The organism is Gordonia amicalis (genome assembly GCF_022059885.1).
GTDB classification, from domain to species: domain Bacteria; phylum Actinomycetota; class Actinomycetes; order Mycobacteriales; family Mycobacteriaceae; genus Gordonia; species Gordonia amicalis.
The window spans coordinates 3890881-3916869 of the sequence record NZ_CP091855.1; the positions used below are offsets into that span (position 1 = coordinate 3890881).

The 25989-nt window shown below is 67.5% G+C and carries 21 protein-coding genes; 6 read left to right on the top strand and 15 right to left on the bottom strand.

Annotated elements, in window-relative coordinates:
- Nucleotides 1–76: 76 nt before the first annotated feature.
- The gene (locus tag IHQ52_RS17850) at nt 77–700 is read right to left on the bottom strand and encodes a DsbA family oxidoreductase (RefSeq protein ID WP_040004844.1); all 624 of its coding nucleotides are present in this window, start codon (nt 698–700) and stop codon (nt 77–79) included.
- Between the two features lie 200 nt (nt 701–900).
- Here IHQ52_RS17850 and IHQ52_RS17855 point away from each other — a divergent pair, with 200 nt between their 5' ends.
- Together IHQ52_RS17855 and pepN are read left to right on the top strand one after the other, a co-directional pair.
- On the top strand, nt 901–2136 hold the full coding sequence (locus IHQ52_RS17855; RefSeq protein ID WP_006437170.1) for a TetR/AcrR family transcriptional regulator: 1236 nt from the start codon (nt 901–903) through the stop codon (nt 2134–2136).
- A gap of 29 nt (nt 2137–2165) precedes the next feature.
- Entirely contained in the window at nt 2166–4751 is a 2586-nt protein-coding gene (gene pepN, locus IHQ52_RS17860; RefSeq protein WP_006437169.1) for an aminopeptidase N, read from the top strand.
- Nucleotides 4752–4802: 51 nt separating this feature from the next.
- On the opposite strand, the gene IHQ52_RS17865 is transcribed toward pepN, so the two are convergent.
- From IHQ52_RS17865 to IHQ52_RS17890, 6 genes are all read right to left on the bottom strand, one after another.
- Complete coding sequence (locus IHQ52_RS17865; RefSeq protein WP_006437168.1) at nt 4803–5024, bottom strand: DUF5994 family protein; 222 nt, start codon at nt 5022–5024, stop codon at nt 4803–4805.
- 35 nt (nt 5025–5059) lie between these two features.
- The gene (locus IHQ52_RS17870; RefSeq protein ID WP_238063697.1) at nt 5060–5458 is read right to left on the bottom strand and encodes a hypothetical protein; all 399 of its coding nucleotides are present in this window, start codon (nt 5456–5458) and stop codon (nt 5060–5062) included.
- Nucleotides 5455–5733, bottom strand: a complete 279-nt coding sequence (locus tag IHQ52_RS17875) for a hypothetical protein (RefSeq protein WP_006437166.1) — start codon at nt 5731–5733, stop codon at nt 5455–5457. Before IHQ52_RS17875 ends, IHQ52_RS17870 begins: the two co-directional genes overlap by 4 nt.
- Nucleotides 5733–6047, bottom strand: a complete 315-nt coding sequence (locus IHQ52_RS17880; protein ID WP_238063699.1) for a hypothetical protein — start codon at nt 6045–6047, stop codon at nt 5733–5735. Before IHQ52_RS17880 ends, IHQ52_RS17875 begins: the two co-directional genes overlap by 1 nt.
- A 257-nt stretch (nt 6048–6304) precedes the next feature.
- Complete coding sequence (locus tag IHQ52_RS17885) at nt 6305–6988, bottom strand: response regulator (protein WP_006437164.1); 684 nt, start codon at nt 6986–6988, stop codon at nt 6305–6307.
- The gene (locus IHQ52_RS17890; protein WP_006437163.1) at nt 6985–8553 is read right to left on the bottom strand and encodes a sensor histidine kinase; all 1569 of its coding nucleotides are present in this window, start codon (nt 8551–8553) and stop codon (nt 6985–6987) included. Before IHQ52_RS17890 ends, IHQ52_RS17885 begins: the two co-directional genes overlap by 4 nt.
- A 160-nt stretch (nt 8554–8713) precedes the next feature.
- Here IHQ52_RS17890 and IHQ52_RS17895 point away from each other — a divergent pair, with 160 nt between their 5' ends.
- Entirely contained in the window at nt 8714–10141 is a 1428-nt protein-coding gene (locus tag IHQ52_RS17895; RefSeq protein WP_006437162.1) for a C4-dicarboxylate transporter DctA, read from the top strand.
- A 182-nt stretch (nt 10142–10323) separates the two neighbouring features.
- Nucleotides 10324–11388 (top strand): fatty acid desaturase family protein, encoded by a 1065-nt coding sequence (locus tag IHQ52_RS17900; protein ID WP_006437161.1) that lies wholly within the window; start codon nt 10324–10326, stop codon nt 11386–11388.
- 98 nt (nt 11389–11486) lie between these two features.
- Here IHQ52_RS17900 and IHQ52_RS17905 read toward each other — a convergent pair whose 3' ends face one another.
- From IHQ52_RS17905 to IHQ52_RS17915, 3 genes are all read right to left on the bottom strand, one after another.
- Nucleotides 11487–11981, bottom strand: a complete 495-nt coding sequence (locus tag IHQ52_RS17905) for a DUF5130 family protein (RefSeq protein ID WP_006437160.1) — start codon at nt 11979–11981, stop codon at nt 11487–11489.
- On the bottom strand, nt 11968–12216 hold the full coding sequence (ctaJ, locus tag IHQ52_RS17910; RefSeq protein WP_006437159.1) for an aa3-type cytochrome oxidase subunit CtaJ: 249 nt from the start codon (nt 12214–12216) through the stop codon (nt 11968–11970). The genes IHQ52_RS17905 and ctaJ overlap by 14 nt, the downstream gene beginning before the upstream one ends.
- A 163-nt stretch (nt 12217–12379) precedes the next feature.
- The gene (locus tag IHQ52_RS17915; protein ID WP_040004838.1) at nt 12380–12979 is read right to left on the bottom strand and encodes an HNH endonuclease; all 600 of its coding nucleotides are present in this window, start codon (nt 12977–12979) and stop codon (nt 12380–12382) included.
- A gap of 150 nt (nt 12980–13129) precedes the next feature.
- On the opposite strand from IHQ52_RS17915, the gene IHQ52_RS17920 reads away from it, so the two are divergent.
- Both IHQ52_RS17920 and IHQ52_RS17925 read left to right on the top strand, forming a co-directional pair.
- A complete protein-coding gene (locus IHQ52_RS17920; RefSeq protein ID WP_006437157.1) occupies nt 13130–13558 on the top strand; it encodes a globin in 429 nt (142 codons plus the stop codon).
- Between the two features lie 101 nt (nt 13559–13659).
- Nucleotides 13660–15624: a glycoside hydrolase family 13 protein gene (locus tag IHQ52_RS17925; RefSeq protein ID WP_006437156.1), complete on the top strand. Its 1965-nt coding sequence runs from the start codon at nt 13660–13662 to the stop codon at nt 15622–15624.
- 7 nt (nt 15625–15631) lie between these two features.
- Here the strand turns inward: IHQ52_RS17925 and IHQ52_RS17930 are convergent, their stop codons facing one another.
- From IHQ52_RS17930 to ettA, 5 genes are all read right to left on the bottom strand, one after another.
- Nucleotides 15632–16318 carry a DUF8010 domain-containing protein gene (locus IHQ52_RS17930; RefSeq protein ID WP_006437155.1) on the bottom strand — a complete coding sequence of 229 codons (687 nt, stop codon included), beginning with the start codon at nt 16316–16318 and terminating at the stop codon, nt 15632–15634.
- Nucleotides 16318–16797 (bottom strand): acyl-CoA thioesterase, encoded by a 480-nt coding sequence (locus IHQ52_RS17935; RefSeq protein WP_006437154.1) that lies wholly within the window; start codon nt 16795–16797, stop codon nt 16318–16320. Before IHQ52_RS17935 ends, IHQ52_RS17930 begins: the two co-directional genes overlap by 1 nt.
- Before the next feature lie 109 nt (nt 16798–16906).
- Complete coding sequence (locus tag IHQ52_RS17940; RefSeq protein ID WP_006437153.1) at nt 16907–19174, bottom strand: molybdopterin-dependent oxidoreductase; 2268 nt, start codon at nt 19172–19174, stop codon at nt 16907–16909.
- A gap of 97 nt (nt 19175–19271) precedes the next feature.
- Complete coding sequence (locus tag IHQ52_RS17945; RefSeq protein WP_040004837.1) at nt 19272–24044, bottom strand: NAD-glutamate dehydrogenase; 4773 nt, start codon at nt 24042–24044, stop codon at nt 19272–19274.
- Between the two features lie 39 nt (nt 24045–24083).
- Complete coding sequence (gene ettA, locus IHQ52_RS17950; RefSeq protein ID WP_006437151.1) at nt 24084–25757, bottom strand: energy-dependent translational throttle protein EttA; 1674 nt, start codon at nt 25755–25757, stop codon at nt 24084–24086.
- Between the last annotated feature and the right edge of the window lie 232 nt (nt 25758–25989).

Below are 25989 nucleotides of genomic sequence, written 5' to 3' on the forward strand. Positions count from 1 at the left end.
TACCCTCCCGCCACCCCGGTTCCAGTTTTGCGCCAACCGGGCCCAATCGGTTGTCAGTCGGTTGGGCTGTCGTGTGTCAGTCGAACTCGGGACCCTCGGTGCGGCTGCGCTTGATTTCGTAGAAGTGCGGGTAGGAGGCGAGTGCGAGCGCACCGTCCCACACCTTGCCGGCGTCCTCTCCACGTGGGATGCGGGAGAGCACCGGGCCGAAGAAGGCGACGCCGTTCACGTGGATCGTCGGTGTGCCGACGTCGTCGCCGACCTTGTCCATGCCCTCGTGGTGGCTCTTGCGGATGGCGTCGTCGAACTCCTCGGAGTCGGCGGCCTGCGCCAGCGAGGCGTCGAGTCCGAGCTCGGCGAGCGCGCCTGCGATGACCTCGTCGAAGTCCTTGATCCCCTGGTTGTGGATTCGTGTGCCCATCGCGGTGTAGAGCGGGGCGAGGATCTCGTCGCCCTTGTGTGCCGCGGCGGCCGCGATGACGCGGACCGGGCGCCACGCACCCTTGAGCGCCTCGCGATACTCCTCGGGGATGTCCTTGCCCTCGTTGAGAACCGCAAGGCTCATGATGTGGAAGTTCACGTCGATCGGCCGGACCTTCTCGGCCTCGAGAATCCACCGGGAAGTGATCCAGCACCACGGACAGAGCGGGTCGAACCAGAAATCGACACGATCGGTGGTGGACTGGGCCTGCTCTGACATCGTCTGCTCTGACATCCTCGGCGTCCTCTCAGAAGTTGTGGTCGATCTGGACCGTACCGGCGGCACCGCCAACCCGGCTCAACATCCATACGGGCCCGGCTGTTCCCCGTTTGTGATGTGTGCGGCGAAAATTCGCGACGAATCCGGTTACGGTTTTCTCGGGGGACGATTTTGCCATCGTTCTCGGAGAGGAAACGTCCATGTCGCCGCCGCCGCTCGATCCGGACTCCGGTCCCGGGCCGGCGAGCGGGCATTCCAGTCCCCGGGGTCCGCGGGCGGAACAGATCATCCGGGCTGCGACGGTCCTCTTCCAGGACGCTGGGTACCGCAATGTCAGCATCGAACAGATCGGTGCCGCCGTCGGTCTGACCGGACCCGCGGTGTACCGCCACTTCCCCGGCAAACACGACATCCTCGTGCAGGCGCTGCTCACCCAGGTCGACCTGATGGATGAACTCGTGCGCGAGGCCGACGAGTATGCCGGCGCACCCGAGCCCCAACTGTGGCGCTTTCTCGATCGCCTCGGCGATCTGACTGCCAACCACGACGTGTCCATCCTCTGGCGCCGGGAGCAACGCCACCTCCACCCCACCCAGCTCGAGCAGATGCGGAGCTACTTCACGAGGTTCAGCGACTACATCGCCGACAAGGTCGCCGCCGCGCGGCCGGATCTGTCGTTCGACGACGGACGGCTACTCGGTTTCGCCGTCCTGAGCCTGTACTCCAACACCTCCGTCATCCGCGGGACGATGGCCCCTGTACATGTGATGCAGATCCAGCGCGCCGTCGCGCGTTCGATCGTCGACTGCTCACTGCCCGAGACGAAACCGGACGCCACTCCGGCGGTTCCGATCACGCGGCGTCCGGCCGGCCGGCACGAACGCATCCTCGACGCGGCGACGGATCTGTTCGCCGAGCGTGGTTTCCACGACGTCCGGATCGACGACATCGCGCGGGCGGCCGACATCTCCGTCGCCACCTTCTACCAGCAGGTCCCGGGCAAGACCGAGATCCTGCGGGCCGTCCTGGTCCGGGGAGTCGAGGGCATGCTCTACCTGACGACCCACGCCCTCACCGGCGTCGATCCCGGGGACGCCCTCGACGTGCTGATCTCGATCCACGTCGAGCAGGCACTCGGTGTCCACGGGCGGACCATCCCCGTCTTGACCCGCGACATCGTCTACCTCCCCGAGGCGGACCAGGATGCGTTGCGTTCGGCCCAGCGCGCGTACATCGCCGAATGGGTCGCCGCGATCCGTGCCCGGACGCCGGAACTGTCCGAGGCCGACGCCGCAGCCCTCACCCGGGCGTTCATCGGAGTGGCCGGCGACATCGTCCAGGCCCCGGATCTACGCGCGCGGCCCGGGATCACCGACGACCTCGCCACGCTGTCGAAGACGATCCTGCAGCCTGTCGGTCTGCTGTCGAACGGCTGAGCACCGTCGGTCTCGATAAGCTGGCCGATGTGACTGCTCCGAACCTCACCAGAGACCAGGCCCGCGAACGCGCCGCGATCGTCGACGTGTCGAATTACCGGATCGAACTCGACCTCACCGACGGGATGGGTGCGCCCGGCACCGAGACGTTCCGTTCCACCTCCACGGTCACGTTCACCGCGACCGAGGGCGCCGAGACCTTCATCGACCTCGTCGCATCCACGCTGCACTCGGCGACCCTCAACGGCGTCGAGCTCGACGTCTCCGACTTCGACGAATCCGTCGGCATCGTGCTGCCCGGCCTGGCCGCGGAGAACACCCTCACCGTGGTCGCCGACTGCGCCTACTCCAACACCGGTGAGGGACTGCACCGCTTCGTCGATCAGTCCGACGACTCGGTGTACCTGTACTCCCAGTTCGAAACCGCCGACGCCAAGCGCATGTTCGCCTGTTTCGACCAGCCCGACCTGAAGGCGACCTACACGCTCACGGTCACGGCCCCGGAGGACTGGAAGGTCATCTCCAACGCCGCACATGTGGAGACCGTCGCCGCCGAACCGGGAATCCATCGCTTCCGCGAGACCGCACCGATGAGCACCTACCTCGTCGCGCTGATCGCCGGACCGTACGCCGAGTGGACCGACGTCTACTCCGACGACCACGGCGACATCCCGCTGGGCATCTACTGCCGTGCCTCGCTCGCCGAGCACATGGACGCCGACCGGTTGTTCACCGAGACCAAGCAGGGATTCGCCTTCTACCACAAGAACTTCGGCATCCCCTACGCCTTCGGGAAGTACGACCAGCTCTTCGTACCCGAGTTCAACGCGGGCGCGATGGAGAATGCCGGCGCGGTGACCTTCCTGGAGGACTACGTCTTCCGGTCACGCGTCACCAAGTACCTCTACGAACGTCGCGCCGAGACCGTACTGCACGAGATGGCGCACATGTGGTTCGGCGACCTGGTCACCATGCAGTGGTGGGATGACCTGTGGCTCAACGAATCCTTCGCCACCTTCGCCTCGGTGCTCTGCCAGTCGGAGGCCACCGAGTACACCAACGCCTGGACGACGTTCGCGAACGTCGAGAAGTCGTGGGCCTACCGGCAGGATCAGCTGCCCTCGACCCACCCGGTCGCCGCCGACATCCCCGACATCGCCGCCGTCGAGGTCAACTTCGACGGCATCACCTACGCCAAGGGCGCCTCGGTGCTCAAGCAGCTCGTCGCCTACGTCGGCGTGGAGGACTTCCTCGCCGGCCTGCGCGACTACTTCGCCGCCCACAAGTTCGGCAACGCAACCTTCTCGGATCTGCTGGGCGCACTGGAGCGCTCGTCCGGTCGCGACCTGTCGGACTGGGGCGACCAGTGGCTGCGCACCACGGGCATCAACGTCATGCGTCCCGACTTCGAGGTCGACGGGTCCGGGGCGTTTACCCGGTTCACCATCGTCCAGGACGGCGCCGCCCCGGGCGCGGGCGAGACCCGCGTGCACCGGTTGCGCGTGGGCGTCTACGCCGACAACGGTTCGGGTGCGATCGAACAGACCCACAGCGTCGAACTCGACGTCGACGGCGAGCGCACCGACGTGCCCGGCCTGATCGGCGTGAACCGCGGAGATCTGGTGCTGCTCAACGACGGTGACCTCACCTACGCCTCGATCCGGCTCGATCCCGAGTCGCTGGCCACCGCGACCGCCCGCATCGGCGACATCACCGACTCGATGCCGCGCACCCTGGTGTGGTCGGCGGCCTGGGAGATGACCCGACAGGCCGAGATGCGTGCCCGCGACTTCGTCGAACTCGTGCAGCGCGGTATCGCTTCCGAGACCGAGATCGGCGTGGTGCAGCGTGTTCTGATGCAGGCGACCACCGCCATCGAGTCCTACGCCGATCCCGACTGGGCGGCCACGACCGGCCGGCCCGCGTTCAGCGCCCGCCTGCTGGAACTGGCCCGGGGTGCCGATGCCGGATCCGACCATCAGCTCGCCTTCGTCAACACCTGGCTGGCCGGCAAGCTCAACGACGACCAGACCGACGTGGCAGGTGCCCTCCTAGCCGGGGCGGACCCGGCCGAACACGGTCTCGACGGGCTGGCCGTGGACACCGACCTCCGCTGGAAACTGGTGCGCGCGTTGGCGACCGCTGGCGCGATCGACCCCGAAGCCGGTTCGGCGCCGATCATCGACGCCGAGGCTCAGCGCGACAACACCGCCACCGGCACCAGGCAGGCCGCTGCGGCACGCGCGGCGCGCCCTCTTCCCGAGGCCAAGGCCGACGCATGGTTGCAGGCGATCGACGACGACTCGCTGTCGAACATCTACACCCGCACCATGATCGAGGGTTTCGCGCGTCCGGGCCAGGGAGAGCTGCTCGAGCCGTATGTCGAGAAGTACTTCGAGGCGGTCCCGCAGGTGTGGGCCCGACGCTCGAGCGAGGTCGCCCAGACCGTCGTCATCGGCCTGTACCCGAGCTGGGCGATGAGCCAGCGGGCCCTCGATCTCGCGGAGGAGTTCCTGGCCGGTGATCATCCGCCCGCCCTCAAGCGGCTGATCTCCGAAGGCCGTGACGGCGTGGCGCGTTCGCTGCGGGCACGCGAGTTCGACGCGCAGGGCTGAGGAACAAGCGATCGGCCTCGCCCCATCGGCTCACCTCACGCCTCCGCCCGATCAGCCGATCGGTGATGGCGTCTCATGGGTGTCCCAGGCCGGGATCTTTCTGCCGGCTGGGACATCCCAGTCGGCGATCTGATAACCCACGCGTTCGAGGTGGGGCAACCGGAAGTCCATCGCCTGGGCGATGTCCGGGAGCTCGGTCACCAGGTCGCGTGTCCGCGGCCACCACGCGCCGTCGACCGATCCCCGGACCGAATCGGCCGGCTTGAGCCGCAACCGCTACTGGCGCGGCGGGTGCGCGGTCGGCGCGTTCATGCCCTGCTACCCAACGGATGGCGCCAAGTTCGCGGCCCGTGACGCGACCCGTTCGACGACGTTGCGGCGACGGCGCCCCTCGTGTGGTCCGCGACCCCCTCCTGGCCCGCGGCCGCGACACGCCGTTCCGATCGTTGGAGGTCGCGTCGTGCCGCATGTCCGCGGCGCGAGGACCGTCGCGCCCCGGCCAGGATCAACGCCAGTCCGAGCATGGCGAGAGCACCCAAGGCGACGCCGTGTAGTAAGAGGGCGCCAGTCGTTCCGGTCACGTGGTAACCGAAAACGGCGAAGCTGTCCGAAGGCAGTTCGTTTGCGGCGCCGTTGTTGGCGAAGAAGCCCGCCGCCGTCGCGATCACCGCGGCGACGAGAAGGATGAGCCCGATGATGACGGTCATGACTCCAGCCCTTCTTCGATCCCGGCCCGCCAGGTGGTTCCGGCTTCCGAGGTGGAGGGGGTCGCAAGGCCGATCGATTGCGTTGCGGCACTGTGAGATCGGTTGTTGTTGATGATCACGTCATTCTCCAGTTCGGTCACCGCATCGACGATCAGCGAACGCAGGTCACCGACCATGGCGGCGGTGTCGTCATCGGTTCGGTAAGCCTGCTTGGACGCGAGTAGTCGCTCGTTGAGCCGGCGGGCGATGGGAGGTAGATCGAGGCGTGTAGACATCAGGGTTCCCGTCTCTGGTTTTCGAACAGGACATCTGACAGGGTTCCGCCCCCCTGGACAGTCCTCATGACTTTCTCCCAGACGTCTCCGGCATGGTCTCTGGGTACATCGTCGGCGAGCAGGATCACCGGGTGCGAGTCGGGATCGAGAACCGTCGTCCGTGAGTGTCGTGCTCGGCGGAGGACCCGGCACGCGAGGACATCACCGATGACCTCATTCGGATCGGCACGGGTGGCGGCGTGGAACTGGACGTCCCATTCGGCGAGGATGTCGCCCGGTACGTCGCGAGGGTCTTGTTCCTGGATTCCGCTCACGATCGTCTGTGGTCTAGAGGAGTGACCAGGGCGTGCGCGGTGATAATCGCGCATGCGTCCGAACAGGCGACTTCGTGGAAGTGCATCGAGAATTCGGGTCGTGGTGATCATGGCGTGCGCCTGACTCGGTCGCCGTCTGGATGCGGCCGCGGTGACCCGGCGCCGCCGACGGTGACTCCTTCAACGTGCGATCCGGTGAGGTCCAGTCTACTCCGCCCGTCCAGCACCCCCGTCACCTGCGGGTTCATCGATGCCGATCACCGTCGGGCCGGCCACCGGTACCGGACCCGTGGTCGGCCGGCCGAACCGTACTGGGTGTCGCGATTGAGCACACCGTCGTCGGCGAGCCGCTCGAGGTATCGCCATGCGGTGACCCGCGACGAACCGAGCGCGCGGGCCACCTCCGAGGCGGTGAGTCCGTCGACACTGTCACGCACCGCGCGGCAGACCGCATCCTCGGTCTGCGGCGCGGCTCCCTTCTTCGCCGAGCGTCGGGGGTCCACGGCTCGGAGCTGCGCCAATGCCCGGTCGACGTCGCGCTGGCTGACCGCATCGGTGTCCCCGGCCAGCGCTTCCCGGTACCGCAGATACTGCTCGATCTTCTCGCGGAAAGCCGCAAAGGTGAAGGGTTTCAGCAAGTAGAGCAACACCCCACTGGACATCGCGGTGCGCACGGTCTGCAGGTCGCGTTGTGCGGTGATCGCGATGATGTCGGGCGCCGGGCGCACCCCGGCCAGTGCGGAGGCGAGGTCGGTGCCCCGGGCGTCGGGCAGACCGAGATCGAGGAGCACCAGGTCGACGGCATGGGTCTTCGTGGTGCGCAACGCCTCTTGGGCGGTGGTCACCGCACCGACGACCTCGAATCCGCCGATGCGGCCGAGATAGTCCCGGTGCGCCGCGGCGATGAGCGATTCGTCCTCCACGATCAGCACGCGGATCACCGCGTCACCCCCGCACCTGACGGCACCGCCCCTATCCGCACCGTGACCACGGACCCGTAGGTGTTCTCCGCGGTCAGCGTCCCATGATGTCGCGCGACCACCTGGGCGACCAGTGCCAGACCCAGTCCGCGGCCTGCCTCGTCGCCACCGGACTTGGTGGAGTATCCCCGGGCCGTCGCCCGGCGGCAGAGGTCGTCGTCCATCCCGGAACCACTGTCGGCGACGACGATCTCGAGCGCGTGCTGGTCCCCGACGACACCGACCTCCACCCACGGGTCGGCCGGATCGCACGCATCGAGGGCGTTGTCGACGAGGTTGCCCACGACGGTGATCATCTCGCCCGGCGACAAGATCTGGGTGGTGTCGTCACTCATCTGGGAATCCTCGGTGAGCGAGAACGCGATTCCCCGTTCGGCCGCCTGCGCACTCTTGCCCAGGAGCAGCGCCACGAGCGCCGGTTCGGCCACCGCCTGGGTCATCCGGTCGATGAGCTGTTGCGACAGTTCGAGTTCCGTCGTCGCCAGCCGGATCGCCTCCGCCGGACGTCCCATCTCGACCAGCGCGACCAACGTGTGGAGTCGGTTGGCGGCCTCGTGTGCCTGAGAGCGGAGGGCCTCGGCGAATCGTGTCATCGAGTCCAGTTCGCCTATGGTCTCGGCCAATTCGGTCCGGTCGCGGATCGTGATGACCGACGAGCGGCGTCGCCCGGACACCGGCGACCTGCTGACCAGTAGGACCCGCCCGCCCTCGGCATAGAGCTCGTCGGTGGCCGCACCGTCCGCGCCGGTCAGGAAGGAGGGCAGATCGGTTGCGGGCGTGTGGGTCCCGACCCCGAGCAGACGCCGCGCCTCGTCGTTGACCAGAACCGGTCGGCCGTCCTCGACGACGATCAGCCCCTCGCGGACCGCGCGCAACACCGCATCGTGATGGTCGTACATGAGCCGGAGTTCGTCCGGTGCCAGCCCACCGGTCTGTCTCAGGAGGCGCCGCCGGATCCACCAGACCCCGACGACGGCAGTCATCAGTGCTGCGAACGCGGTGACCGCGATCAGCGGCAGTTCCCCGCGCCACGTCGACGTGAGGGAACGCTGGGTGATGCCCGCCGCGACCATGCCGACGACCCGACCGTCGGCCGTCTGCACCGGCGCGATGGTGCGGATGGAGGGGCCCAGGGTCCCGGTATACGTCTCGGTCATCGTCTCGCCGCGGAGGGCCGCGTCGATGCTGCCGATGTAGGGCGCGCCGATCAGGGCCGGGTCGGTGTGGGTGTAGCGGGTGCGGTCCGGACCGAGCACCGTGATGAACGCGATACCGGTCGCATTCCGGATTCGGTCGGTGACCGGCTGCAGGATCGCACTCGGGTCCGGCGAGGTCAGTGCGGACACCGTCGACGGTGACTCCGCGAGGCTCACGGCCACGGCGGTGACCTCGGCACGCGCAGCGCGATCCCCGTCGACACGCGCATCGACCGCGGCCAGGACGCTGCCCCCGACGACCACCACGGCCACGACGATCAGCGCGAGCGCCGCCACCTGACCGGCCAGCGTTCGCGGATACCACCGCATGCCCGGCCCTCGTTTCCTCAGACGTGTTTCGTCAGACCCCGTTCGGGGATATCCCTCGCCGGATCGTCTGAACGTAATGAACAGAATCGTGACCGGCGTCACCACACCGGTTCACAATCCTAACCACCGAAGTCCCCGGCAAACGAGGAGAGAACTGCCGATGAACACAGATCAGAACGCCGGTGACGGTCCGGCCGGTGACGACCGGGCGGCGGGTGACGCCACGAAGACCGCACCGCCGGTCAAACGCGATCGCACGCACTGGCTCTACATCGCGGTCATCGTCGCGGTGGTGGCCGGCGTCGTCGTCGGACTCGTCGCACCGTCGGTCGGCAAGGAACTCGGCGTGCTCGGGACCATGTTCGTCAGCCTGATCAAGATGATGATCGCGCCGGTGATCTTCTGCACCATCGTGCTGGGCATCGGATCGGTCCGTAAAGCGGCGACGGTGGGCAAGGTCGGCGGCCTCGCCTTCGTCTACTTCCTCGTGATGTCGACGGTGGCGCTCGCGATCGGGCTGGTCGTCGGCAATCTCATCCAACCCGGTGAGGGCCTCAACATCTCGTCGATGTCGGGCAAGGGCGAGGAACTGGCCAAAGAGGCCCACGAGTCCGGCGGAACCATCGACTTCATCCAGGGCATCATCCCGGAATCCATGCTGTCCGCACTGACCGACGGCAGCGTCCTGCAGGCACTGTTCGTCGCGCTGCTGGTCGGGTTCGCGATCCAGGCGATGGGACGTACCGGAGAACCGATCCTGACGGCGGTCTCGTACTTCCAGAAGCTGGTCTTCAAGGTCTTGACGATGGTGCTGTGGGTGGCGCCGATCGGTGCTTTCGGTGCCATCGCGAACGTCGTCGGACAGACCGGCTGGGCTGCCGTACAGCAATTGCTGACCCTGATGCTCGCCTTCTACCTGACCTGTGTGGTGTTCGTCTTCGGTGTTCTGGGGGTGATGCTCCGGACGATCGCGGGCGTGTCGATCTTCCGTCTCGTCCGCTACCTGGCCCGCGAGTACCTGCTGATCTTCGCGACGTCGTCGTCGGAGTCGGCACTGCCCCGCCTGATCGCGAAGATGGAGCACCTGGGCGTGGAGAAGACGACCGTCGGTGTAGTGGTGCCCACCGGCTACTCGTTCAACCTGGACGGCACCGCGATCTACCTGACGATGGCGTCGATCTTCATCGCCGACGCGATGGGCGATCCGCTCTCGGTCGGCGAACAGATCGGCCTGCTCGCGTTCATGATCATCGCGTCGAAGGGGGCGGCAGGCGTCAGCGGTGCCGGACTGGCCACCCTCGCTGGCGGACTCCAGGCACATCGCCCCGAGATGCTCGACGGTGTCGGGGTGATCGTCGGGATCGACCGGTTCATGTCCGAGGCGCGCGCGGTCACCAACTTCTCGGGCAATGCAGTCGCCACCCTGCTCGTCGGCTCGTGGACGCACACCATGGACAAGCACCAGATCGACGAGGTGCTCTCGGGGCGTGCCCCGTTCGACGAGACCAACATGGTCGACGACGAACTCGACCACGCCGGGACCGGTGCCGACGACAAGGTGCTCGAGGGAACCGCGACGCGGCCGTGAGCCGATTCCGGCCCGCGCGCGATCGGCGCGGGCCGGACTTCTCGCCCGGAAGCATGGCATGATGGGACTCGCCCCTTGATGCATCGCAATTCCGGTTCATGTCTCTCGTGACGCGCCTCAGTTCCGAAAGCTGATCTCTCCGGCGTACCTGGCAACAATCAGAAGGCCAGAGGTACGCACTCTTGTCCCTTTCATCGGTGTCACCTGCCCGCGACACGAAGTTCGTCAGTTCCTACACAGAACTGGCGGCGGAGGTCCGCGCATCGGGGCTACTGGACCGTCGCCGCGGTTTCTACATCACCCGGATGGCGTTGACCGTCGCCGCCTTCATCGGCGTGTGGGCCGTGGTGGTCGCACTCGGCGACACGTGGTGGCAGCTCGTACCCGCCGCCGTGCTCGCCGTGGTGAGCACCCAGTTCGGCTTCCTCGGCCACGACGGCGCCCACCGTCAGATGTTCGCCTCGGCCGGTGCCAACGAGTGGAGCGCACGGGTCCTCGCCGCCGCCGGAGCCGGATTGTCGTTCCACTGGTGGAAGAACAAACACAACCGCCATCACAAGGCCCCGAACCAGGTGGGCGTCGACCCCGACATCGCCGACGGCCCCATCGCCTTCGTGCCGGAGATCGCCGGGCAGCGGTCGGGTCTGTACGGCTGGTTCACCCGCCGGCAGGGTTGGTTCTTCGTCCCGCTGCTGACGCTCGAAGGGGCCGCGCTCCACGTTGCGAGTCTTCAGGGTCTCGCCGCACGAAACGCCGTTCCCCACCGTGCCGTCGAGATCTCGCTGATCGTGCTCCGGCTCGCCCTCGGTGTCGCGGTCCCGTTCATCGTGATGACCCCGGCGCAGGCCATCGCCTTCATCGCGGTACAGCTCGCGGTGTTCGGACTCCTGCTCGGCGGGTCGTTCGCCCCGAACCACAAGGGCATGCCGCTGGTGCCCAAGGACATGCGCGTCGACTTCCTACGCCGGCAGGTCCTGATGTCGCGCAACATCCGGGGAGGACGGTTCACCGACTTCATGATGGGCGGATTGAACTACCAGATCGAACACCATCTGTTCCCCAGCATGCCTCGACCCAACCTCATCAAGGTGCAACCGCTCGTTCGTGCCCACTGCGAGCGTCACGGCGTCCAGTACACCGAGACCTCACTGATCGCGTCCTACGGGATCGTGATCCGTTACCTCAACCAGGTCGGGCTCAGCGACCGTGACCCCTTCACCTGCCCGCTGGTCCGTATGTACCGCTGACCCGCACCGAACGCGTCACCGACGCGTCCGCACAGACAGACGCACGAGGCCGCCCCACCGGAAGTGGGGCGGCCTCGTGCGTGGTTCCGGTGGCCGGATCAGCCGGCTGCGGCGGCGGTCGCCATCACACGCAGCGACGCGATCAGGCCGTCGATCAGGTTGCCCTGACGGAAGCCGGTGACCGCAGCGGTCACACCGAGTGCGGCGACGCGGTCGTTGACGCGGCTCGACACCTCGCGACCCGAGACGATGACGACGTCGCGCGTGTTCGGCGACACCGCGATGAGCGTTCCGTGCGCGGGTTCGGGCGACTTTGCAAGGATGGCCCGGGCACTCGCGTCGAGGTCACCGTCGAGGTCCCCGACGTAGACCGAGAAACGCACGAGGGCCTTCTCGCTCGCGGCCTTCAGGGTGTCGTCGAGAGCGATCAGGTCCTTCTTGCTGAAGGGCGGCGTCGACGGCGCATCACCCGGGTAGCGGGCCGCCGAGATGCGTCCGCTGTTGGTGACCACGGCGCCCAGCGGAAGTTCCGCCGCCGACCGGGCCGCGACCTCTGCACTCACTTTCGCGTGCGAAACCTCACCACTTGCCACTTGCCGAGCTCCCATCAACGTCGCCGGGTTCCGCGTGCCGCGGAAGTGCCATCGGTTCGATGTCGGTGGCACTGAAGAGAAGCGGTGCATGCTCCCATTGCTGATCGAGGGTGTACTCCTTGACCTTCGGGTACTTGACCCCGCCGGAGAACACCATCGCGACAACGCAGAGCACGACGAAGAGCACCGTCACGATCGTGACTGGCACTCCGATGGGGACGATCAGGCTGTCCATGTCACCCTTTCGATGGTCGCGCCGGACCCGGCCGGTTGTCGGCACAGGTCATCGGTGATCAATCTAGCCCACATCAGACCGACCGGTGCAGGGGCCCCTACAGCGCGTCGTAGACACTTCCCGGCGACATTCCGGCCGGCGTTTCGAGTGGCTTCCCCCCGCATCACGCGGCACCCGCGTCGATGTACTGCATCCACGCCGGATGGATGTCCTTGACCGCGGCGATGAGGCCCCAGTGCCGGCCTCTCGGGGCGATCGGCCGCGTCCGCAACGACCAGCCCAGTTCGCCGAGCAACCGGTCCGCCTTGAGGTGATTGCACGACGCACAGCAGGCGACGCAGTTCTCCCAGTTGTGCGCGCCGCCCCGGCTACGTGGGACGACGTGATCGATGGTGGTCGCGGGTCTGCCGCAGTATCCGCAGCGGAACCGGTCACGGTGCATCAGCGCGGAGCGGGTCAACGGCACCGTCGCGCGGTACGGGACCCGCACATAGGTCCGCAGCCGGATCACCGTCGGCACCGGCACCGCCGTCGCGGGCGAGTGGAACGCTCCCCCGGACTCGTCGGCGTGGACCGTGTCGGCACGTCCACGCAGGATCAGGACGACGGCGCGGCGGACGGTGACCGCGCTGAGCGGCTCGTACGTGGCGTTGAGCAGCAGCACCCGGCGGCGTGTCCACGTTCGTGACCCGGCCGCCTGCGAGGCCGGTCCGCCGTGGAGCCTCGTCACCTCGGTCGTCGTGGAATGTGACCTGTGCGTCATTCGACCTCCCGCCAGGCCCGCGTGAACAGGTTGACCTGCACAGTTCACCACGGACGCCGACGTCGTGCAGGGAAAATCCGACGCAAGACGGCCCGCCGGGGACCAGGCCGGCAGCGCGTCACGTTGAGGCACTCCGCGGTCGTGGGGACAATGGCGGCTGTGACTGGCGAATCCGGCAACTCCCCCGACCCGTCCCCGCGCAGCTTCTACGAGGAGATCGGCGGCTCGGAGACGTTCCGACGGCTCACCGAGGTCTTCTACACCGAGGTGGCGAAGGACGAGGTGTTGCGCCCGCTGTACCCCGAAGAGGACCTCGGACCCGCCGAGCGACGGCTCCGGATGTTCCTCGAGCAGTACTGGGGCGGCCCCCGGACCTACTCCGACGAACGCGGCCATCCGAGGCTGCGCATGCGCCACAACCCTTATCGCGTCGGCCCGATCGAGCGCGACGCCTGGCTGCGGTGCATGCACACCGCGATCGCCGCCATCGACGACGAGACCCTCGACCCGCCGCATCGGCAGGCGCTCGTCGACTACATGGAGATGGCCGCCCAGTCGATGATGAACTCGCCGATCTGAGGTCTCGCAGAAACCTTCTGCCGTTCGCCACCCGTACTCTCGACACGCCGACGACGCGCCGATTGACCTGGATTTCTCGCCGAAAACTCAGGTAAGGCAGAATGACCACGGTGAGCGATGAGACACCAGATGTTGTCCCCGCCGAGCCATCTGACGGGGGTCAGCCCGACGGCGCACACACCGTCGTACCGGAGACCTCGGGTACCGAGGGCAACGTGAGTGACTCGTCGGACGACACCCCCGAGATCGCCGGAGACGCACCGGATGCCGTGGCCGGTGTCGAGGTGATCGATCCCGCGACGACCGATCCCGAGGCCCTCGACGAGGAGGCCATCGAGGCCGAGGCCGACGCCGAACTCGATCCCGACGCCGAAACCGACGCGGCAGCCGGACCGTTCGAGACCGAGCCCGCGGAATCCGCGGACCCACAAGAGGACTTGGCGCCGGCGATCGTGCCGCAGCTGGATCCGACCGACACCACCTGGTGGAAGTCCGCGGTCTTCTACCAGATCTACCCGCGGTCGTTCTGCGACGCGAACGGCGACGGCGTGGGCGATCTGGCCGGTGTCATCGGCAAACTCGGATATCTCGAGCTGCTGGGCATCGACGCGATCTGGCTGAGTCCCATCATGACCTCGCCGATGGCCGACCACGGGTACGACGTCGCCGATCCGCGCGACATCGACCCGCTCTTCGGCGATCTCGCGACGTTCGACTCGCTCATCGCCGAGGCCCACGAGCGCGACATCCGAGTCACCATGGACCTCGTCCCGAACCACACCAGCGATCAGCACGAGTGGTTCCGCGCAGCACTGGCCGCCGGTCCGGGCAGTCCGGAGCGCGCCCGCTACATCTTCCGGGACGGTCGCGGAGAGAACGGCGATGAGCCACCGAACAACTGGCACAGCATCTTCGGCGGGCCGGCATGGACCCGGATCACCGAGGCCGACGGCAGCCCCGGACAGTGGTACCTCCACATCTTCGCCGCCGAACAGCCCGACCTGAACTGGGAGAATCCCGAGGTCTTCGAGGATCTCGAGAAGACGCTGCGGTTCTGGCTGGATCGCGGCGTCGACGGCTTCCGGATCGACGTGGCGCACGGGATGGCAAAGCCCGCGGATCTGCCCGACATGGATCTCACCACCACCGCTCTGCTCACCAACGACGACGACGATCCGCGGTTCAACAACTATGCGGTACACGACATCCACCGCAAGATCCGAAAGGTGCTCGACGAGTACCCGGGTGCCGCGAACGTCGGCGAGATCTGGGTCAACGACAACGAACGATTCGCGGAGTACCTCCGTCCCGACGAACTGCATCTCGGTTTCAACTTCCGACTCGCCAAGGCGCCCTTCGAGTCCGGCGCCATCCGCGAGGCCATCGAGAACTCGCTCGACGCCGTCCTCTCGGTGTCCGGCACCCCGACGTGGACGCTGTCCAACCACGACGTGGAACGAGAGGTGACGCGCTACGCCCCCGTCGACCCGGAGACCGGTGAACCCGACCTCGCACGCGGGACGCGTCGTGCGCGGGCGATGCTCGTCGTCGAGATGGCCCTGCCCGGAACGATCTTCCTCTACAACGGCTCCGAACTCGGTCTCCCCAACGTCGACGACCTACCCGAGGAGGTCCTCCAGGATCCGGTGTGGGAGCGGTCGGGTCACACCGAACGCGGCCGCGACGGATGCCGTGTCCCGTTGCCGTGGCAGGGCACCGAGCCACCGTTCGGCTTCAGCTCGTCGGCCGACACCTGGCTGCCGATGCCGGAGTCGTGGCAGTCGCTGACCGCCGAGGCACAGCTCGAGGATGTCGGCTCGATGCTGTCGCTGTACCGGGCAGCCATCGAATTGCGTTACGATCGAGCGGAATTCGCCGGCGAATCGATCGAATGGTACGAGGCCCCGGAGGGTTGCCTGGCATTCCGGCGGTCCGAGGGATTCCTGATCTGCGCCTTGAACGCGGGCGAGGTGCCGGTGCCGCTGCCACCGGGTGAACTGCTGCTGATCAGTTCGCCGCTGGTGGACGGCATGCTGGCACCCGACGCCGCCGCCTGGCTGGTCTGAGGACCGGTCAGAGAACCGTGACCGACAGGTCGCGATGACGACGCTGGTACACCGAGCCGTACCGGGCGTCTATCCGGATCCACGCCGCCGACAATCGGATCCGGACCGGCTCAGCAGCATCGATGTCCTCGACGGGCGAGGTCTCGGTGACCGCGCGCCCATCGCGGTCACGGATGAACCCCATCCCGGTCAGGGCGAAGAGCGACCGCATGGTGACCGCCGCGTGTAACGCGCCGTCCTCGGTCGAGACCTCGAGCACGTCCTGGTCGAGCAATCCCGTGGCGGGTCCATGAGCGCTGCCCTCGTCGCGCGCCACGCGGGCACCGTCACGTGCCAGACCGACGATGCTGCGCGCGGGCACGTCGTCGACGTGCCGGTAGCCGGCGGATACGGGAAGTGCACCGCGCCAGGCACTGTCGAGGGAGAACCCGGGATCGATCTGCGCGCCCGCGGGTGCGGCGACGAGCGCCGAGTGCAACGACGCGGCGTCGCAGACGATGTCGGCCGGCGCCACGCGTCCCGAGACCGCGCGGGTCGCGAGTACCTCGAACCCCGTGTGGGTCCACAGGCCGACCAGGCCGTCGGAGCGCGCCACGACCCGCACCACGGCGGCGTCGTCGAGCCTTCGGGCATGCGCGAGGAACGCCGATGCGTTGGACCGATCCGATTCCGCGATCTGGATGAAACGTTCCATCAGCGCGGCGTCGCTGACGTGTCGTCGGCGCGCCGGAACCGGTCTAGATAGTCCTTCTGCTCCGGGGTGAGCCGTGCGACGCGCTGCGCGCCGACGTCGAACGCGACGAGTTGGGTACTGGCGACGACTGCCGGTTTCGATTCGGGGTCGGCACCGGCGGGACGGACCTCATAACCGACGGTGAAGTCGACGGCGCGCAGGCGCTGGACGTACATGGTGACCTCGATCGGCCCCTCGGAGTGCCGCAACTGTGCCTGATACCTCACGTGCAGGTCGGCCACGAGGCAGCCGTCACGCAGTGACGCGGTGGGGCGGCCGTCGAGGAACAGCCACGGGATGCGCGCCTCCTCGAGCAGCGTGACCATCCGGGCATGGTTGATGTGCTGGTAGACGTCCATGTCCGACCATCGCACCGGGACCTTCACCACGTAGCCGTCGGCCGTCGCGGTTCCCGAGTCCTCGTTGAGCACGTGCGTCATCCCCTGTTCGGTCCGAGATCTCCTGGTACGACGCCGCCGGGCGCCGCGGATTCAACCCTACGCACGCCGTCCCGCGGCGCTCGCCGATGGGCGGCCGGACGCCGCCGGCTCAGGCCGGACCGATCTCGACCCGCAGGCCGTTGAGGACGGCGGTTCCCGACAGCGGATCGAGTCGTGTGCCGTCGTTGAGGTTGTTCACGTTGACGCCGGGCTCCACGGCTGCCACCTGGAGACGGGACCCGGCATCGTCATGCCCCCAGCCGTGCGGCATCGACGCCACGCCGGGTTTGATGTCGGTGGTGATCTCGACCGGGACGGTGAGTGATCCGCCTGCTCCGCGGACCGTCGCGAGCCCGTCGATGCCCAGCCGTGACGCATCGTCCGGGTGGATCTGCAGCGTGCACCGATTGGTGCCGCCGGTGAGCGCGGGCAGGTTGTGCATCCAGCTGTTGTTGGACCGCAGGTGCCGGCGTCCGACGAGGAGGAGCGACGCAGGGTCGCTGTCCGCCGGGTTCTCGGCGTCGACGGCGGCGCGCAGCCGGGCGAGATCGGCGATCAGCGGGTCCGGCGCCAACTCGACCTTCCCCGAGGCGGTGCGGAGCACGGTGAGCAGACGCGGCCGCATGGGTCCGAGGTCGATGCCGTGCGGAGCCGCCAGGACGTCGGCGAACGTGAGGCCCTCCCGGGCGCCGAACCCGTCCCCGTAGGCGCCGATGCGCAGCATCATGTCCAGGCGGCGCTGGTGGCCCGGGGCGTCGGGCAGCATCGCCACCAGCGACTCCACGTCGCGACCGGCGACCGGCGAATGCGGATCGGTCACCTCCTTGGCCAGGGTGGCGGCGATGACCTGCTCGTCGACCAGACCCGGATCGGCGTCGACGCCGACTCCGGACAGGCCCAGGATCAGACGGCAGACGATCTCGATCTCGTCGGGCCGCCCGTCGGGAAGCGGCAGCACCGGCAGCGAGTAGCGGACGGTGGCCCGCACGGCCAGGTTGTTGAGGATCGCATCGAAGTGCGGCGTCTGCGAGGGGCGCGGGGGCGGCAGGATGATGTCGGCGTGCCGGGTGGTCTCGTTCAGATACGGGTCGACGCACACGACGACGTCGGCGGCGTCGAGTGCGGTCGCCAGCCGGCCCCCGTCGGGCGCGGACAGCACGGGATTGCCCGCCACCGTCACCAGTGCTCGTAGCCGTCCCTCGCCGGGTATCTCGAACTCCTCGGCCATCGCGACCGCGGGCAATTCCCCCGCCACCTCGGGATGTCCCGACACCCGGCTGCGCCAGCGTCCGGTCCGGAAGCCCCGACCCGGGTGTGCCGGACGGGGTGCCGGCGCGGTCGGCGCCATCGGGAACAGAACACCGCCCGGTCGGTCGAGGTTGCCGGTGAGGACGTTCACGACGTCGATGAGCCAGCTTCCGAGAGTGCCGAATTCGACCGCCGTGGTACCCAGGCGCCCGTAGACCGCGGCCGACGACGACGCCGCGATCGCGCGGGCGAGCCCGCGGATGTCCTCCGCCGGCACGTCGCAGTACGGCGCGACCCGCTCGGGTGTGAGATCACCGATCTCCCTGCGCAGTTCGTCGACACCCTGCACATGGGGCCCGATGCCGCCGAGGTCGTCGGCGACGAGTCCCTCGTCGAACAGGCACGTGACGACACCGGCCAGCAGCGCGGCGTCGGTACCCGGTCGAGGTGCCAGATGGGTGTCGGCGAGCCGGGCCGTGCGGGTCCGCGCCGGGTCGATCACCGTGAGACGACCCCCGCGGTGCCGCAGGGCGTCCAGCTTGCCCGGGAAGTTCGCGGCGGTGGTCATACTGCCGTTGGAGACAACGGGATTCGCGCCGATGATCACCAGATGGTCGGTGCGGTCGAGGTCGGGGACGGCGAAGGTCCCGGCGTGACCGAAGAGGTAGCCCGAGGCGGCCTGTTTGGGCATCTGGTCGAGCGTGCCGGCGCTGAACACGTTGCGGGTGCGCAGCGCCCGGACCAGCAGGGGCGCGTACAGCGTGCCCGCGATCGTGTGGGCCGACGGATTGCCGAGGTAGAAGCCGACCGACGATCCCCCGTGATCGGCGATGACCCGCCCGAGGCGCTCGACCGCGAGCTCGAGCGCCTCGTCCCAGCCGACTTCGACGAATCGTCCATCGCGTTTGACGAGCGGGTTCCGGAGGCGGTCGGGGTCGTTGTCGAGCTGCGGGAAGCTCGCCCCCTTCGGACAGATGTAGCCGTGGCTGAACACGTCGTCGGCGTCTCCGCGGGCACCGGTGACGAACTCCTCGCCGCCGTCACCGGGATGGTGGTGGGAATCGACCACGAGGGTCAACCCGCAGGTCGCCTCGCAGAGCGGACAGATTCGCGGTGCCGTGCGCGTCATGTGCCCAGGCTAGGCCCGGAGATCGGGTCGGCGGGGGCGAAACGGATCAGCGAATCACCGCGGCGAAGCCGCTCACCTGATCACACTGCGAAGCCGCTCACCTGATCACACTGCGAAGCTGCCGCGCGGCGACCGACAGCGTCGCGAGGTCGAGCGTCCCGGTCTCCTCGATCTCCGCCAGGATGCTGCGGACACGGCTCAGCCGGTTCGACTGGGAGGACTCCCATTCCGCGATCTTGTCGGCGCTCGGTTCGTCGGGTTCGCTGACCTCCAGGATCTTGAGCGTGAGGGCACGCAGCGCGCCGTGCATGTCGTCGCGCAACGCCAGCCGGGCGAGCGCATGCCAACGGTCGCCGTAGTCGAGTCGGGACACCGCGGTGAGCAGTTCCTCGAGGCCGAAGTGTTCCATCACGGCGAAGTAGAGCTCACCGACCTCCTCGAGGCCGCGGTCGGAGATCTCGGCCGCGTCGATGATGTCGAGCAGGCAGAACCGGTGAAGGCTGACCGCGACGGCCTGCGCGAGGTCGGCGGGGACGCCCTTGTCGACGTATGTGTCCACCCGGTCGGAGATCTCGCGCAACGAGCTCTCCCCCAGCCAGCCGTCGATCAGCGCGGACAGCTGCGTGATCCGGCCGGAATAGCGCTTGATCTCGGCGGCCATGGCGAGCGGCTGCGGGCGGAACGCGAGCAGCCACCGCGACGACCGGAACAGCAGCCGGCGGACGTACAGCATCATCTCGTCGACGACCGCCGCCGGCGCCGGTGCGTGCCTGACACTCTCGAACACCTCGCGCATACCGAAGACCTCGTTGGAGACGACGTACGCGCGGACCCCTTCCTCCGTGGTGCATCCGGTGCCCTCGCCGAGCCGGAACAGATGGGTCATCCCGGCGTGATCGATGACGTCGTTGACGAGGGTGGTCGTGACGATCTGGCGGCGCAATCGATGCGAGTTGATCTGCTCGCCGAACTTCTCGCGCAACGCCTCTGGAAAATAGCGGGCCACTCGTGCGGCGAAGACATCGTTGTCGGGGAGGTCGCTGTCCAGCAGATCCGATTTCGCCTCGAGTTTGACGTGCGCCATCAAGGTCGCGAACTCGGGTGAGGTGAGTCCGCGATGCAACTCCCCGTCGAACCGTTTACGGAGCTCGCGCGCTTGTGGGAGGGCTTCGAGCCGCAGGTCGACGCCGCGTTCACGCGAGAGCTGGTCGAGCATCCGCGCGTGAACCTCCACCCGGGTCAGCTCGAAGGTGCGGCAGAACCCCAACTCCGAGTTCTGTGAGATGTTGTCGGCGAGAACGAGATCGGCGACGTCGTCGGTCATCGACTCGAGCAGCGGGTCCCGGTCGTCGGGCTCGAGCACACCGCTCGACACCGCAGAGTCGAGCAGGATCTTGATGTTGACCTCGTGGTCCGAGCAGTCGACGCCTGCCGAGTTGTCGAGCGCGTCGGTGTTGATCCGGCCGCCCGCGAGATCGAACTCGATCCGGCCGCGCTCGGTGACCCCGAGGTTGCCGCCCTCCCCGATCACCTTGGCCCGCACCTGATCACCGTCGACGCGGATCGCGTCGTTCGACTTGTCACCGACGCTCCCATGGGACTCCGTCGACGCCTTGACGTAGGTGCCGATCCCGCCGTTCCACAGCAGGTCGACCGGCGCGAGCAGGATCGCGCGGATCAGTTCGGGCGGTGGGAGCTCGTCGATGCCCTCCTCGATGCCGAGCGCGACCGCCATCTCCGCACTGACGGGTATCGACTTGCGGTCACGGGACCACACCCCGCCGCCCGCACTGATCAGGCCGGTGTCGTAGTCCGCCCACGACGACCGTGGCAGGTCGAACAGTCTGCGGCGTTCGGTGAAGGACCGGTCCGCGACCGGGTCCGGGTCGACGAAGATATGCCGGTGGTCGAAGGCGGCGACGAGGCGTATGTGCTCGCTGAGCAACATCCCGTTGCCGAACACGTCCCCGCTCATGTCGCCGATGCCGACGACGGTGAAGTCCTGCGACTGGGTGTCGAAGCCCATCTCGCGGAAATGCCGTTTCACCGACTCCCAGGCACCACGCGCGGTGATGCCCATGGCCTTGTGGTCGTAGCCGGCCGACCCGCCCGAGGCGAACGCGTCACCGAGCCAGAAGCCGTAGGACCGCGACACCTCGTTGGCGATGTCGGAGAACGCCGCGGTGCCCTTGTCGGCCGCGACGACCAGGTAGGTGTCGTCCTCGTCGAGGCGGACCACACCGCGCGCCGGGATGACCTCCCCGGTCGAGCGATCGATGTTGTCGGTGATGTCGAGCAGACCCGCGATGAACTGGCGATAGCAGGCGATCCCTTCGTCGCGCTGCGCATCCCGGTCCACGGCGGCGTCCCCGGTCGGTGCCGGCAGCCGTTTGACGACGAAACCGCCTTTCGCGCCGAGCGGGACGATGACGGCGTTCTTCACCGCCTGCGCCTTGACCAGCCCGAGGATCTCGGTGCGGAAGTCCTCTCTGCGGTCCGACCAGCGCAGGCCGCCGCGGGCCACTGCGCCGAACCGCAGGTGGACGCCTTCGACCCGGGGCGAGTACACGAAGATCTCGTGCAGCGGACGGGGTTCGGGGGTCTGCGGGATCTCGCGCGGCCGCAGCTTGAACGAGATGACCGGGCAGTACTCGCCTGGTCGGCCGTCGCCGGAATCCCGGTCACCGCCATCCCGATCGCCGACCGTGACGAAGTAGTTCGTCCGTGATGTTGCACTCATGACGGCGGCGAAGGCCGACACGACGCGGTCGGCGTCGAGACTCAGCACGGTGCCGATGTCCGCACGGAGTTGTTCACTCACCCGTTCCCGGCGTTCACGGTCGGCGGCGGACGGATCGAAGGAGGCCACGAACAACTCGACCAGCCCGCGCGTGATCCGCCGGTTACGACCCAGCACGTTCGCGACATGGGCTGTGCTGTAGGAGAATCCACACTGCCTCAGGTACTGACCGTATGCGCGCAGCATCGCCGCCGAACGCCAGTCCAATCCGCACCGGATGATCAGTTCGTTGTAGTCGTCGACTTCCGCGGCGGCGAGCCAGATCTGACGGAACGCCTCGGTGAAACGCTCCTCGAGGTCGTCGGCGTGATGGAGGTCCACCGACATCCCGGCAGCCAGTTCCACGATGAACTCGTACGCCCAGCAGACGGTGCCGTCGGCCCGGCGGATCTCGTACGGATGCTCTTCGAGAACGTCGAGGCCGAGACTGTGCAGCACCGGTAGGACGTCGGTGAGGGTCGCCGACTCCCCACACAGATAGAGGGTGAACCGCCAACGGGCATGGCCGTTCGGCCCGCGCTCCTCGGTGGCGTCGAGCGTCACCGCCAGTGCTCCCGGTTCGAGTGCGACGACTCGTATCAGGTCCTCGAGGGCATCGTGCGGTTCACGGAGTTCCTTGTAATCGTCGGAGAGCGAGGGCAATTGTCGCAGAACGAGTTCGGGGCCGCCGCCGAGGTTTTCCAAGCGGCCGCCGAGGTCCGCGGCCAGTTCACGGACACGTTCGTCCCATCCGCGGATCGCCGTCGCGAGCGCCGCCTGCATACGGGCGTGCGCCGGTGATCCGGTGTCGACCGAACCGAGCTCGGACGCGGTGGCCGGCTCGATACACACCAGCACCTGCAGGAGCGCGAGTGGCATCTCACTCACTCGAGCGGTGTATTCCAGTGCGCTGCCGTGCAATTCGTCCATCAGGGCCCGTTCGAGGGCCAGTCGGCTCTGCGTGTTGTACCGGTCTCGCGGCAGGTAGACGAGGGCCACCGCGGTCTTACCGTCGACGCTCGTGCGCACGAACAGCCGCAACGACCGGGTCGCGACCGCGTCGAGCATCTCGGTGACGCGTCTGGTGAGCTCCTCGGTGGTGGAGGCGAACATCTCCACCAGCGGATAGTTCTGCAGCAGCTCGATCATGGACTGGCCGGCGAAGGAATCCTCGTCGACCCCGGCACCTGCGAGGACGTCGTGCACCTTGGTGCGCAGCACCGGGACGTCGAGCACGGTCTGGTGCAGGCCGGACGAGGTGAGCGTGCCGAGGAAGCGGTGTTCGCCGTCGTGGTTTCCCTGCCGATCGAACGCCGGGACCTGGAGCAGCACAGGAAAATTTGACCGCTGGATGCCGGTGGCGACGTAGACACGACTCGCTTGCGGCAGCAACGGTCGCGCGGTGACCGACGGGAAGTCGCGAGTGATCGAGTCGGTACGCCACACGCCGAGTCGTTCATCGGCGTCGGCGAGACCGTCGGTTCCCACCCGCGTGTAACCGAGCGGGTGGAAGTGGTTCCCGGAGAACCACTCGAGGAGCTTCGAGTATTCGAAACGATCCGAGTCGGAGATGCCGGTCGACCCGCCCAGCGGGGCGACCGACAGATCTGCCGCGCACGACGTCATCCGCGACCTCATCCGGGTGGCGTCGTGATCGACGTCGCCCACCCGGGACACGACCTCGAGGAGATCGGAACGGAGCGCCTGCGGATCGACATCGGGATGCCCGGCGAGTCCGCCGACGAAGATCCACGACTCCCAGCGGGCGCCGGGTACGTCGTCGATCGCCTCGAGTCCGCCGTCGGCGTCGCGCCGGACCGGCATCACCGGGTGATCCATCTTCCCGATGGCGAGGTCATGCGCCTCGACGGTGGCGAGCACCGCCTCGACCAGCAGGGGCATGTCGTCGTTGACGACGACGATCTCGACCGCGCCGCCGGCGTCGACGGCGACTTCGACGAGAGCCTCGCCGGGGTCGCGCCGAGTCGCGACGTCAAGGTGACGCACCACCTGCTCGGCACTGTCCGTCGCCGAGCCGTCGGCCCGCGACTTGAAGTAGTGGTTCACCGCGTCCGGCACGAGTGACGTCACATCGCCGATGCTAGTCACCCGTGCCGGACGGGGATGGGATTAATCGCGAGTGAGTTTGCGGTGGGTCACCCGGTGCGGACGGGCCGCGTCGGCGCCGAGGCGCTCCACCTTGTTGGCCTCATACGCCTCGAAGTTGCCCTCGAACCAGAACCACTGTCCTTCTTCGACGTTGCCCTCCCACGCCAGGATGTGGGTACAGGTGCGGTCGAGGAACCAGCGGTCGTGGCTGATGACCACGGCGCAGCCGGGGAAGTTCTCGAGGGCGTTCTCAAGCGAACCCAGGGTTTCGACGTCGAGGTCGTTGGTCGGCTCGTCGAGGAGGATCAGGTTGCCGCCCTCTTTCAGGGTGAGCGCGAGGTTGAGACGGTTGCGCTCACCACCGGAGAGGACCTCCGCCTTCTTCTGCTGATCCGGCCCCTTGAAGCCGAAGGCACTGACGTAGGCGCGCGACGGCATCTCGTTCTGGCCGACCTCGATGTAGTCGAGTCCGTCGGAGACGACCTCCCAGACGTTCTTCTTGGGGTCGATGTTGGCGCGCGTCTGGTCGACGTAGCTCAGCTTGACCGTCTCGCCGACCTTCACGGTGCCCGAGTCGGGTTGCTCGAGACCGACGATGGTCTTGAACAGCGTGGTCTTACCGACGCCGTTGGGGCCGATGACGCCGACGATGCCGTTACGCGGCAGGGTGAAGGACAGGTCCTTGATGAGGACGCGGCCCTCGAAGCCCTTGTCGAGGTGGGAGACCTCGACCACCACGTCGCCGAGACGCGGCGGCGTCGGGATCTGGATCTCCTCGAAGTCGAGCTTGCGCGTCTTCTCCGCCTCGGCGACCATCTCCTCGTAGCGGGACAGGCGGGCCTTGTTCTTGGTCTGGCGCGCCTTGGAACCGGAACGAACCCAGGCGAGCTCTTCCTTCAGGCGGCGCTGCAGCTTCTGGTCCTTCTTGCCCTGGACCTCGAGCCGCTCGGCCTTCTTCTCCAGGTAGGTGGAGTAGTTGCCCTCGTAGGGGTGCAGCTTGCCGCGGTCGACCTCACAGATCCACTGCGCGACGTGATCGAGGAAGTACCGGTCGTGGGTCACGGCCAGGACGGCGCCCGGGTAGCTCGCGAGGAACTGCTCGAGCCACAGCACCGACTCGGCGTCGAGGTGGTTGGTGGGCTCGTCGAGGAGCAGCAGGTCGGGCTTCTGCAGCAGCAGCTTGCACAGCGCGACGCGGCGACGCTCACCGCCGGAGAGATGCGTGACCGGGGAGTCCGCGGGCGGGCAGCGCAGCGCGTCCATCGCCTGCTCGAGCTGTGAGTCGAGGTCCCAGGCGTCGTTGTTGTCCAGGTCTTCCTGGAGCTTGCCCATCTCCTCCATCAACTCGTCGGAGTAGTCGGTGGCGAGCAGTTCGGCGATCTCGTTGAAGCGGTCGAGCTTGACCTTGATGTCGCCCATACCCTCTTCGACGTTCTCCTTGACCGTCTTCTCCTCGTTGAGAGGGGGCTCCTGCAGGAGGATGCCGACGGTGGCGTCGGGGTCGAGGAAGGCCTCGCCGTTCGACGGCTGGTCGAGGCCCGCCATGATCTTCAGGATCGACGACTTACCCGCACCGTTGGGACCGACGACGCCGATCTTGGCGCCCGGGTAGAAGGACATGGTGACGTCGTCGAGGATGACCTTGTCACCGTGCGCCTTGCGCACCTTCTTCATCGTGTAAATGAACTCTGCCACGGAGAACTCCTTCGGACCTGCTCGATGCCGGGGTGGATGTCAGCACTGGATGCTCTGGCGCACGCTCGGGCGATGCGCATACATGGCCCCCCAGCCTAGTGGTCGGCCCCGGTGGGCTCGCCGCCCGGTGACCCCGCCGCGGGTCCTGCGGTGCGCATTTGGCCGGATGCCGCGCGCGATGCGCGGTTTGTCGCAACAATGATCCTCGTCGGCTGGTGCCGGCGACGGGTGT

Excerpts from the sequence above, each read along its gene's own strand:
- IHQ52_RS17850 (WP_040004844.1), bottom strand. The coding sequence starts at position 700 with ATGTCAGAGCAGGCCCAGTCCACCACCGATCGTGTCGATTTCTGGTTC.
- IHQ52_RS17855 (WP_006437170.1), top strand. The coding sequence starts at position 901 with ATGTCGCCGCCGCCGCTCGATCCGGACTCCGGTCCCGGGCCGGCGAGC.
- IHQ52_RS17870 (WP_238063697.1), bottom strand. The coding sequence starts at position 5,458 with ATGACCGTCATCATCGGGCTCATCCTTCTCGTCGCCGCGGTGATCGCG.
- IHQ52_RS17875 (WP_006437166.1), bottom strand. The coding sequence starts at position 5,733 with ATGTCTACACGCCTCGATCTACCTCCCATCGCCCGCCGGCTCAACGAG.
- IHQ52_RS17890 (WP_006437163.1), bottom strand. The coding sequence starts at position 8,553 with ATGCGGTGGTATCCGCGAACGCTGGCCGGTCAGGTGGCGGCGCTCGCG.
- IHQ52_RS17895 (WP_006437162.1), top strand. The coding sequence starts at position 8,714 with ATGAACACAGATCAGAACGCCGGTGACGGTCCGGCCGGTGACGACCGG.
- ctaJ (WP_006437159.1), bottom strand. The coding sequence starts at position 12,216 with ATGGACAGCCTGATCGTCCCCATCGGAGTGCCAGTCACGATCGTGACG.
- IHQ52_RS17915 (WP_040004838.1), bottom strand. The coding sequence starts at position 12,979 with ATGACGCACAGGTCACATTCCACGACGACCGAGGTGACGAGGCTCCAC.
- IHQ52_RS17920 (WP_006437157.1), top strand. The coding sequence starts at position 13,130 with ATGGCGGCTGTGACTGGCGAATCCGGCAACTCCCCCGACCCGTCCCCG.
- IHQ52_RS17925 (WP_006437156.1), top strand. The coding sequence starts at position 13,660 with ATGACCACGGTGAGCGATGAGACACCAGATGTTGTCCCCGCCGAGCCA.
- IHQ52_RS17930 (WP_006437155.1), bottom strand. The coding sequence starts at position 16,318 with ATGGAACGTTTCATCCAGATCGCGGAATCGGATCGGTCCAACGCATCG.
- IHQ52_RS17935 (WP_006437154.1), bottom strand. The coding sequence starts at position 16,797 with ATGACGCACGTGCTCAACGAGGACTCGGGAACCGCGACGGCCGACGGC.
- IHQ52_RS17940 (WP_006437153.1), bottom strand. The coding sequence starts at position 19,174 with ATGACGCGCACGGCACCGCGAATCTGTCCGCTCTGCGAGGCGACCTGC.